Origin of the sequence: Thermoflexus sp., assembly GCF_040289485.1 — a bacterium.
GTDB lineage: Bacteria > Chloroflexota > Anaerolineae > Thermoflexales > Thermoflexaceae > Thermoflexus.
Genome location: NZ_PSLG01000074.1, coordinates 1 through 9,650 on the forward strand (window position 1 = coordinate 1; position 9,650 = coordinate 9,650).

General features: G+C 69.2%; 11 protein-coding genes and 1 pseudogene. All 12 read left to right on the plus strand.

Annotation, left to right across the window (positions count from 1 at the left end; all coding sequences use genetic code 11):
- Positions 1 to 629: tetratricopeptide repeat protein (locus C4313_RS10095; protein ID WP_503012465.1), on the plus strand; the 629-nt coding region annotated here is incomplete at its 5' end.
- Between the two features lie 30 nt (positions 630 to 659).
- On the plus strand, positions 660 to 1,154 hold the full coding sequence (locus C4313_RS10100) for a metallophosphoesterase family protein (RefSeq protein ID WP_352429738.1): 495 nt from the start codon (positions 660 to 662) through the stop codon (positions 1,152 to 1,154).
- On the plus strand, positions 1,151 to 1,447 hold the full coding sequence (locus C4313_RS10105; RefSeq protein WP_352429739.1) for an acyl-CoA thioesterase: 297 nt from the start codon (positions 1,151 to 1,153) through the stop codon (positions 1,445 to 1,447). Before C4313_RS10100 ends, C4313_RS10105 begins: the two co-directional genes overlap by 4 nt.
- Positions 1,444 to 2,514 carry a dipeptidase gene (locus C4313_RS10110; RefSeq protein WP_352429740.1) on the plus strand — a complete coding sequence of 357 codons (1,071 nt, stop codon included), beginning with the start codon at positions 1,444 to 1,446 and terminating at the stop codon, positions 2,512 to 2,514. Before C4313_RS10105 ends, C4313_RS10110 begins: the two co-directional genes overlap by 4 nt.
- A gap of 27 nt (positions 2,515 to 2,541) precedes the next feature.
- Complete coding sequence (locus C4313_RS10115) at positions 2,542 to 3,489, plus strand: carbohydrate kinase family protein (RefSeq protein ID WP_352429741.1); 948 nt, start codon at positions 2,542 to 2,544, stop codon at positions 3,487 to 3,489.
- A gap of 17 nt (positions 3,490 to 3,506) precedes the next feature.
- Positions 3,507 to 4,661, plus strand: a complete 1,155-nt coding sequence (locus C4313_RS10120; protein WP_352429742.1) for a M20 family metallopeptidase — start codon at positions 3,507 to 3,509, stop codon at positions 4,659 to 4,661.
- Positions 4,662 to 4,725: 64 nt separating this feature from the next.
- Positions 4,726 to 5,532 carry an SIR2 family NAD-dependent protein deacylase gene (locus C4313_RS10125; RefSeq protein ID WP_352429743.1) on the plus strand — a complete coding sequence of 269 codons (807 nt, stop codon included), beginning with the start codon at positions 4,726 to 4,728 and terminating at the stop codon, positions 5,530 to 5,532.
- Positions 5,532 to 6,332: a DUF4388 domain-containing protein gene (locus C4313_RS10130; RefSeq protein ID WP_352429744.1), complete on the plus strand. Its 801-nt coding sequence runs from the start codon at positions 5,532 to 5,534 to the stop codon at positions 6,330 to 6,332. The genes C4313_RS10125 and C4313_RS10130 overlap by 1 nt, the downstream gene beginning before the upstream one ends.
- A 30-nt stretch (positions 6,333 to 6,362) precedes the next feature.
- Positions 6,363 to 6,905 carry a GTP-binding protein gene (locus tag C4313_RS10135; RefSeq protein ID WP_352429745.1) on the plus strand — a complete coding sequence of 181 codons (543 nt, stop codon included), beginning with the start codon at positions 6,363 to 6,365 and terminating at the stop codon, positions 6,903 to 6,905.
- Between the two features lie 28 nt (positions 6,906 to 6,933).
- Positions 6,934 to 7,755 (plus strand): alpha/beta fold hydrolase, encoded by an 822-nt coding sequence (locus C4313_RS10140; RefSeq protein ID WP_352429746.1) that lies wholly within the window; start codon positions 6,934 to 6,936, stop codon positions 7,753 to 7,755.
- Positions 7,756 to 7,836: 81 nt separating this feature from the next.
- Positions 7,837 to 9,129, plus strand: coding sequence for an LbetaH domain-containing protein (locus tag C4313_RS10145; protein ID WP_352429747.1), 1,293 nt, complete (start codon positions 7,837 to 7,839; stop codon positions 9,127 to 9,129).
- A gap of 10 nt (positions 9,130 to 9,139) precedes the next feature.
- A pseudogene (locus C4313_RS10150) lies at positions 9,140 to 9,650 on the plus strand (shikimate dehydrogenase); the annotation flags it as partial.

Consider the following 9,650-nt stretch of genomic DNA (forward strand, 5'->3'; position numbering starts at 1 on the left):
TGTCGGAAGAGGAAGCCGTGCCGGCGGCGACCGAGGAGGAGCAGCGCTTCCGGGAGCTCCTGGAGGAAGCCGCCGCGCAGCCGCTGGAGGTGCCGCCCGAATGGGCCGAGGTGCTGGGGCTCACGCCGACGGTTCCGGAAGGAGAGGCCCGGACGGTGCCCGTGCCGGAGGCCCCTGCGGAGGTCCCCTTCTGGGACCTGCTGGCGGTCGATGAAGGGGTCGGGCCGGCCGGCAAGGTGCCCGAGCCGGCTCCCGCGGTGGACCCCCGCTGGCTGGAGGGCCTGTATGCGGTCCCGGTGGCGGAGACCATGGCCGGGCCGCTCCTGGGGATCCTGTTGGAGTATGAGGAGCGCCTGAAAGCCCAGCCCCGCGATCACGAGACGCGGCTGGCGATGGCCCGCCTGCTGTTCAACCTCGGCGACACGGCCCGGGCGGCGCGGGAGTATCAGCGCCTGCTGCGGGTGAGCGCCATGCGCCCGGTCGTCCTCGCCGACCTGGAGCAGGCAGTGCAGCTGCGGCCCCACGAGGCCCGCCTCTGGCAGGTCCTGGGCGACGCCTACCAGGAGGCCGGCCTGCTCCAGAAGGCCCTGGAGGCCTACCGCCGCGCCCTGGCCACGCTGGGATCGTAAAAGACCCCCCACGGCGATGGAGGAGACACCATGCGCATCGGGATCCTGAGCGACACCCACGACCACGCGGAGAACACCCGACGGGCGCTGGAGATCCTCCGCCGGGAGGGCGTCGAGCGCTTGGTGCACTGCGGCGATGTCACCTCGCCGGAGATGATCGCCCTCTTCCAGGGTTGGGACGTGCTGTTCGTGCGGGGCAACCTGGATCGCCTGGAGGTCCTGGAGCCGGCCATCGTGGCCCTCGGCCGACAGCCCTTCCTGGGCGACGAGATCACGACCACCCTGGCCGGCCGGCGGATCGCCGTCCTCCACGGGGACGATGCGGAGCGGCTGGAGCAGCGGATCCGCTCCGGGGAGTTCGACTACGTGTTCCACGGCCACACCCACCGGCGCCGCGACGAACGGTTCGGGCGGACGCGGGTGATCAACCCGGGGGCGCTGGGCGGGGTGCGCCCTCAAAGCCGGTCCTTCTGCATCCTGGACCTGGAGACCGATGAACTTCGCTTCATCGAGGTCGAGCCATGAAGGCGGTGTATTTCGAACAGGCCCGCATCCACTCCATGCAGCGGCTGGCCCACATGGGCGAACCCCTGGAGCCCTTCGGGATGATCGTGGCCGAGGCGGCCTGTCCCTATCGCGCGCCCATCCGGGTGGGCGAGATCCGCCAGAAGATCGAGCGGCCCGACACCGGCCAGGGGATGGCCCTGGGCCGCTCCGTCCAGGTCTCTTACGATTACGCCCGCGGCGCCCCCGTGCCCATCCCGGAGCCCTGGCGGGAGCGCATGCGGAGATTCGAGGAGGGGCTGCTGGGATCATGATCGTCGTCGACGCCCACGAGGACCTGGCCTGGAACGCCCGCTCCTTCGGCCGCGACTACACCCGATCGGCGTGGGAGATCCGGGAGCAGGAGGTGGGCACCGAGATCCCGGCCATCAACGGGCGCTGCATGCTGGGCCTCCCGGAGTGGCTGGCCGGACGGGTGGCGGTGATCTTCGGCACCATCTTCGGGATGCCCCAGCGCCACGCCCGCTCCCCACTGGAGCGAACCTACCGGACCCCCGAGGAGGCCCACGCCGAGGGGATGGCCCAGATGGATTCCTACGAGCGCCTGGCGGAAACCTGCGAGCGCTTCGTCCTCGTCCACACCCGCCGGGACCTGGAGGCAGTACTGGAGACCTGGAAGGAGCCGCTCCCGGAGCCGGACCCGCGCCGCATCGGCATCGTGCGGTTGATGGAGGGGGCGGACCCCATCCGACGGCCGGAGGAGGTGGCGATCTGGTATGAACGGGGGCTGCGCATCCTCGGCCTCGCCTGGGGCGCCACCCGCTACGCCGGCGGCACCGGGGAGCCCGGCCCTTTGACGGATGAGGGGCGCCGCCTGCTGCGGGCGATGCACGATCTCAACATGATCCTGGACCTCAGCCACATGGCCGAGCGGGCCTTCTTCGAGGCCCTGGAGCGCTACGAGGGGCCCCTGATCGCCAGCCATTCCAACCCCAGGGCGCTGGTCCCGGGGGATCGGCAACTCTCCGACCCGATGATCCGGGCGCTGGCCGAGCGAGACGGGGTGATCGGCATCGTCCTGAGCAATCGTATGCTGAAGAAGGGATGGACGCGCGGGGATCCGCGGGAGAAGGTGACGGTGTGGGATGTGGTGCGGGCCATCGATTACGTCTGCCAGCGGGTGGGGGACGCCCGCCATGTCGGGATCGGGAGCGATCTGGATGGGGGCTTCGGGGCGGAGGGGGCGCCGGCGGGCATCGAGACGGTGGCCGATCTGGTGAAGATCGCCGACGCCCTCCGGGAGGCCGGGTTCTCCCCGGCGGACGTCGAGGCGATCATGGGGGGGAATTGGCTGCGGGTGTTGCGCCAGGGGTTGCCTTGAAGCGGGGACAGGGCTCTGGAGGCCAGGATGGCGCAGGCAGAGGAGGGGCGGGGAGAGCGCCCGGTCCTGGTGATCGGGGCGGCCGGCCTCGATCTGAAGGGCTACGCAACAGGGGCCCTCCGGCTCGGGGCCACCAACCCTGGCCAGGTGCGGCGGAGCGTCGGCGGAGTGGCCCGCAACATCGCGGAGAACCTGGCCCGCCTGGGCCAGCCGGTTTTCCTGATCTCGGCCGTGGCCGACGACGAGGCCGGCTGTTGGGTGCTGGAGCGCACGCGGGGGGCCGGCGTCGAGATCAGCCACGTGGCCGTGGTCCCCCAGGGGCGGACGGGCACGTATCTGGCCGTCCTGGATGAGCAGGGGAACCTGGTGGTGGCAGTGGACGATATGGGGATCCTGGAGACCATCACCCCCCGCTACCTGCAGGACCGCCGGTCGCTTTTCGAGCAGGCGGCTATGGTGGTCCTGGATGCCAACCTCTCCCCCGCTGCCCTGCGCAGCGCCATCCGCCTGGCCCGCCGTTGCGGGGTTCCCGTGGCCGCCGACCCCACCTCGCCCACCCTGGCCATGCGCCTCCGCCCTTTTCTCCCGGAACTGTTCCTGGTGACCCCCAACGCGGCCGAGGCGGAGGCCTTGACGGGGCTACCGGCCTCCAACATCGACGAGGCCCTTTTCGCCGCCCGCTACCTGACCGCCCTGGGGGTCCAGGTCGCCATCATCACGATGGCGGAGATGGGGTTGGTCTACGCCGCCGGCGATCTCAGCGGGCACATCCCGGCCTTGCGCACCGAGATCGTGGATTTCACGGGAGCAGGGGATGCCCTGACGGCGGCCGTGATCTTCGCCTTGCTCCATGAGATCCCGGTGGAGGAGGCAGTGCGGCTGGGGGTGGCCGCCGCCGCCCTCACCCTTCGCTCCCGCGAAACCGTCTCGCCGGAACTGAGCCTGGAACGGCTCTATGAGCAACTGGTGATCTGAAAGCGCTGGGAGGATCCATGGGGGAGCCCTCGCCATCGGTGTGGATGGAGACCTTCCTCCGGCTTGAGGGGGATCTGGTGGCCCTGCTGCGGGCGCTGGTGGCCCTCGAGTCGCCGACCACCGAAAAGGCGGCCGTGGACCGGCTGGGCGCCTTCGTGGCCGAGCGCCTGAAAGAGCTGGGCGCCTCGGTGGAGCGGCGGCCCCAGGAGGCCGTCGGCGATCACTGGATCGCCACGTGGGGCGATCCCCAGGCCCCCACCCAGATCCTCACCCTCTGCCATCTGGACACCGTCTGGCCCCTAGGGACCATGAGCCGCATGCCGATCCGCGAGGAGGGGGGCTGTCTTTACGGGCCCGGGGCCTTCGACATGAAAGGGGGGATCGCCATCCTCCTCGGCGCCCTCCAGGGGCTTCGCCGGATGGGCCTCCGGCCACCCTACCGCATCCGGATGCTGTTCATCAGCGACGAGGAGACGGGCAGCGAGACCTCCCGCGCCCTGATCGAGGAGGAGGCCCGCCGCAGCCACCTGGTGCTGTGCCTGGAGCCGGCCCTCCCCGACGGCAGCCTGAAGACCTTCCGGAAAGGGGTGGCGGATTTCACCGTCATCGCCCATGGGCGCTCCGCCCACGCCGGCGCCGATCCCCACCGTGGGATCAACGCCATCGAGGAGCTCGCGTACCAGATCATGCGCCTGCGCCAGCTGGCGGATCCCCGCCGGGGGACGACAGTGACGGTGGGGGTGATCCGCGGCGGGACCCGGCCCAACGTGATCCCGGAGCAGGCCGAGATGATCGTGGACGTGCGGGTGAGCACCCGCTCGGAGATGAGCCGGATCGAGGCCGCTTTCCGGAGCCTGCGGCCGATCCTGGAAGGGGCCCGCCTGGAGGTCCGCGGCGGGTTCAACCGCCCGCCCATGGAACGGAACGCCCAGATGATCGCCACCTTCGAACGGGCCCGGGCCATCGCCGCCACGCTGGGCCTCGCCCTCACCGAAGGGGGGACCGGCGGGGGGAGCGACGCCAACTTCACCGCCGCCCTGGGGATCCCCACCCTGGACGGGCTGGGGGCGGTGGGGAACGGGGCCCACGCCTTGGATGAGCACGTGCGGATCGATTCCCTCCCCTTGCGGGCCGCCCTGGTCGCAGCATTGTTGACCCGTTGGACGGTATAATGAGATAAACGAGACGAGCGAGGCGCCGGATGGATAGAATACGCGAACCCATGGGGCGGACAGGATGGACGCGCTGGGCCAGGCCGCGGAGTGGATCGGGCGGTCGCGCTATCTGGTGGCCCTGACCGGGGCGGGGGTCAGCACCCCTTCGGGGATCCCGGATTTCCGAAGCGAGGGGTCCGGGCTTTGGACCCGTTACGATCCGATGGAGGTGGCCTCCATCTGGGCCTTCTCCCGCCGCCCCGAAGCGTTCTTCGAGTGGGTCCGCCCGCTGGCGCGCATGATCGTGGAGGCCCGGCCGAACCCGGCGCACAATGCCTTGGCCCGCCTGGAGGCTGCCGGGATCCTGAAAACCCTGATCACGCAGAACATCGACGCCCTCCACCAGAAGGCCGGCTCCCGGCGGGTGATCGAGGTGCACGGCCACCTGCGGGAGGCCACTTGCATCCGGTGTTATCGGAAGGTGCCGGCGGCGCCCTATTTGGAAGCCTTCCTGCAGGAAGGGACCATCCCTCGCTGTGAGGTCTGCGGGGGGGTGTTGAAGCCGGACATCATCCTCTTCGGCGAGCAACTGCCTGTCCGGGCTTTCCTGGAGGCCCAACAGGAAGCCCGTCGGGCGGACGTCTTCCTGGTTGTCGGCTCCTCCCTGGAGGTCGCCCCGGCCGGCGACCTGCCGCTGGTGGCGAAAGCGCACGGCGCCCGGCTGATCCTGATCAACCGCTCCCCGACCGTCGCCGACCGCTACGCCGATCTGCAGATCCGGGGTGACGTCGCCGAGATCCTCCCACGGCTGGCGGAGGCTGTCCTGGGTCCGGAAGGGGCTTCCGCGCCGTCCGCCGGGGGGACGGAACCCATGTCGGGAGGCCCTTGATGGCGCTGAAGGGGAACCTGCGGGATTTCAACGCCACCCAGTTGCTGAACCTCATCCACCTGGCCCGCAAGACCGGCACCTTGACGGTGGAGAGCCGGAACGGGACGGCGCAGTTGTGCTTTAAGGACGGCAAGTTGATCTACGCGGCGCTGGACCGCCAGGACGGCCGGCTGGCCGATGTGCTGATCCGGGCGGGCAAGCTCCGGCCGGAGCAGTTGAAGGCCTTCGAGGCCGCCCAGATCCAGGACGACAAGGTGCTGGGGCTGAAACTGATCGAGGCCGGATACGTCACCCAGCAGGACATCCTGGCCAGCCTGCGGGCGCAGATGCTGGACGTCGTTTACCGGCTGTTCGCCTGGAACGAAGGGGCCTTCCGTTTCGAGCCGCATCTCCAGCCGGTGCAGAACCGCATCCCTGTCCCCCTCGATCTGGAGAACCTCATCATGGAGGGCGCCCGGCGCCTCCGGGAGATCGAGCGCTTGAAGGAGGAACTGCCGGATCTCGATATCCCGGTCCGCCTGACCAGCCGTCCGGAGGCGATCCGCAAGGTGCAGCTCAGCGCCGAGGAGTGGCGGGTCATCAGTCAGATCAACGGCCGCCACACCATCGAACAGATCATGCGCCGGCTGAACATGGACGAGATCCAGATCCGCCGGATCATCTACGGGCTCCTCCAAGCCGGCCTGATCGAACTGGGCGCGCCGCCTCCAGCGGCGCCCCCCGCCGGCGTGCCCGCGCGGGGCGGAGGGGTCTCCCGCTCCGTCGTCGAGAAGCTCATCAACTATTTCCGCGGGCTGTGAGAGGGATCCCACCGGGAGGTTTGCCTATCCATGCAGGCGGTTAAGATTGTGGTCACCGGCCCCTTCGCTTCCGGGAAAACCCAGTTCATCCGCACCATCAGCGAGATCGAGGTGGTCTCCACCGAGCGGCGGATCTCCACCCCGGGGGAGCGGGCCATCAAGGATCAAACCACGGTGGCCATGGACTTCGGCCGGATCACCATCGACGAGGGGCTGGTGCTCTACCTGTTCGGCACGCCGGGGCAGCGGCGCTTCGACTTCATGTGGGAGATCCTGGCCGAGGGCATGCTGGGCTTCATCGTGATGGTGGACAGCACCAGACCGGAGACCTTCCGGGAGGCCCGCAACATCCTCGACACCTTCCGCCGCTACGCCCAGACCCCCTTCGTGGTGGCCGCCAACAAACAGGATCTGGAGGACGCCTGGGACCCCGAGGACATCCGCATCGCCCTGCGGCTGGACGGGCGGGTGAAAGTGCTCCCCTGCGTCGCCACGCGCCGTTCCAGCGTGAAGACGGTGGTCCTGGAGCTGCTCTATTCGATCCTGGAAGAGATGTCAGCCGCCCGCGAGTGACCGGAAGCCCTTGTCGGCGTCGGAGGCCATGAGCTCCATCGTCACCGAGCAGGGGATCGTCCACTATGAGGTCATTGGCCGGGGGAAGCCGGTGATCTTCCTCCACGGATGGCTGGGCTCATGGGCCTACTGGATCGACACGATGAACGCCCTGGCCTCCGGCTGCCGGTCCTATGCCTTGGATTTCTGGGGGTTCGGAGAGTCCGACCGCAAGCGGGCCGGCTTCACCGTCCCCGATTTCATCGAACTGGTGGTGCAGTTCATGGATCGGCTGGGGATCGCCGCCGCCGCGCTGGTCGGCCATTCGATGGGAGGGACGGTGGCCCTGGGGGTGGCCATCGCCCATCCGGAACGGGTCACCCGCGTGGCTGTGGTGGGATCCCCCATTGTGGGCACCTCACTGAACTTCTTCTTGAAGCTGGCCGGCCGTCCCTTCTGGGCCTTCCTGGCCTATTCGTTCCCCTGGGCGGTGCGGGCCGGCACCTACCTGGCCTCGCCGACCATCACCCGGGCCTGGCGGACCTGGTATGCGATGTGGGAGCGGGATCTCTCCCGCACCACGCTGCGCTCGTTCTTCCAGAGCATCGGCAGCCTGCACCGCACCGACCTGCGGCCGATGCTCCCCGCGCTGCGCTGTCCGGTGCTGGGGATCTATGGGGCCCGGGACAACATCGTCCATCCGAACCAGGCGGACCTGCTGGCCCGGGGAGCCCCTCAGGCGACCATCCTCTGGATGCCCAGGGCCGGCCACTTCCCGATGCTCGACGAGCCAGAGCGCTTCCACCAAGCCCTCGCCGCCTTCCTGCTCGGCGAGCTAGCCCCCGCCGGCCCCCTGGAGCGCAGCGCATAAGCGGCTCCCTGCATCATCGGCGCTGCAGCGGGAACCGATCGCGCGACCACGGTTAGATCCGGATGACCGGGAGGGGAAAGGATGAACGGGCGGCTGCGCAAGGTGATCCTCCGGGACCGCCGGCGGATCCCTCCTTTCAACGAGCCGGCGCGGGACCTGATGGTGCTCAACAAACCCCTTTGGCTGCACCAGCGGGATCTCCTGGCGCCGTATTGCGACGAGGAGCTGGAGGTGGATTCCCTGGAGGAGGTTCCGGAGGACCGGGTCCCCACGCTGGTGTATCGGGACAACCTGTTCTTCGACGAGCCGTTCCTCCGGACTTTCATGGAGCGGGCCCGGCGCTTGGGGAAGGCCTGCCGGGTCGCCTTCGCCCTCGACGACCCGGCCATCGTGCACCACGCGCTGCCCCTGCAGCGGGGCATCCGGCGCGAAGGCGATGTCTACGTAGCGGACCTCTGGTATTTCCCCTATGGGAAGGAGCCCTACGCCCGCCCTCTGGTGATCGAGACCTTGGCCCGGGAGATCGGCTATTACCGCGTCCCCCGCTACATGGCCCCCAACCTGGGGGACCTGACCTTCTGGGTGCCCCTGCGGGCCTTCCTCTCCATCGAGCACTGGGTCCACGTCTTTATGGCCAACTCGCCCTTCGGCATCTTCGCCGAGGGAGCCCGCATGGAGGCCCAGTTGCAACACCTCGGCGTGAAGCTCCGCATCCTGTGGCGGGCGCTGCTGGAGCGCCGCCAGGTCCTCTCCTGCTCCGCCCTGGTCCGGGTCGGCCGCAACGTCCAGATCGACCCCACCGCCGTCCTCCAGGGGCCGACGATCATCGGCGACAACGTCACCATCGGCGCCGGCGCCGTCGTCGCCAACAGCGTCATCGGGAACAACGTGAACATCGGCCAGGGGGCCCAGGTGCTGCTCAGCGTGGTGGGCGACGGCTGTTTCCTCCCCTTCCGGGCGGCTCTGTTCATGACCACGATGATGGAACACTCTATGGTCGCCCAGAACACATGCCTCCAGCTCTGCGTGGTGGGGCGCGATACGTTCATCGGGGCGGGGACGACCTTCACGGACTTCAATCTGGTGCCGAAGCCCATCCGCACCCACTTCCGCGGCGAGCTGACGGAGGCCGGCATGCCTGTCCTGGGCGGCTGCGTGGGACATCACTGCCGGCTGGGCTCCGGGCTGGTCATCTATCCGGCGCGGATGATCGAGTCCGATGTGGTGCTCTTCGCCTCCCCCGAACGCCACATCATCACGAGGAACGTCTGCTACGAGGACAGCGATCACCACCGGATCCCGGGCGGCGACGCCCTCCACCCCCGCCTCTACCCGCGGGAGGGCGAGGAGGTCCCCATCGGGGCTGCGCGGTGAAAGGAGGGCCATGGACAACTTCGCTTTCATCATCCACCCCATCGATCCCAAGCGGGACGTCCAGCGCAAGTTCCCCCTGCTGGGGCGCCTGCTGCCCACGGCGGCCATCCATTTCCTCTCCGCCTACTTCCCGCCGGTCTACATCTCCCACATCACCGGGATCCGCTCGGCCGCCACGGGTAAGGAGATCGAGGGCTGGTTCGTGGCCTGTCCGCTCACCCCCCAGCGGATGCTCTCGTTGCCTCCAGAGCGGGCCTATCGGAAGATCATCGAGGCCGGTCGGCTGGCCGAACGCCTGGGGGCCCGCCTGCTGGGCCTCGGGGCCTTCACCTCGGTGGTCGGAGACGCCGGCATCACCATCGCCCGGCACTTGTGCATCCCGGTGACCACCGGGGACAGTTACACCGTGGCCACCGCGGTGGAGGCCCTGCTGGAGGCCGCCCGCCGCATGGAGATCGATCCCCGGACGGCCACGGGGGCGGTGGTGGGGGCCACCGGGGCCATCGGCCGCGTGGCCGCCC